The 433-nt window shown below is 70.4% G+C and carries 1 protein-coding gene; it reads left to right on the forward strand.

All coding sequences use genetic code 11. The features are described 5' to 3' along the window. A partial coding sequence (locus KDL01_RS42155) for a ThuA domain-containing protein (protein WP_212534301.1) occupies nucleotides 1-433 on the forward strand: 433 nt, incomplete at both ends.

The following is a 433-nucleotide window of genomic DNA, read 5'->3' on the forward strand; positions in this document are numbered from 1 at the left end:
CGGCTGGGACCATCCCGTGAGCTGGTGCCGTGACTACGACGGCGGCCGGTCCTTCTACACCGCCATGGGCGGCACGGTGTCGTCGTACGACGAGACCGACTTCCGCGCGCACCTGCGCGGCGCCCTGCTGTGGACCACCCGGCTCGTGCAGGCCGACTGCAAGGCGACGATCACGGGCAACTACAAGGCGGAGCGGCTGACCCGGCCCAACCAGCCGGGGCAGAACGACCAGATCGGCGAACCGCACGGCCTGGTCACCGCCCCCGACGGCCGGGTCTTCTACATCGGCCGCGGCGGCACCGACTCCTCCCTGCCGGTGGTCACCGACTGGAACGACCCCGACATCGGCAAGGGCAGGGGCGAGATCCACGTCTACGACCCGAAGACCGGGAAGGTCACCCTCGCCGGGGCGCTCACCGTCTTCGGCAACAAG

The sequence above is a fragment of the Actinospica durhamensis genome, assembly GCF_018139695.1.
In the GTDB taxonomy this organism is placed as follows: domain Bacteria; phylum Actinomycetota; class Actinomycetes; order Streptomycetales; family Catenulisporaceae; genus Actinospica; species Actinospica durhamensis.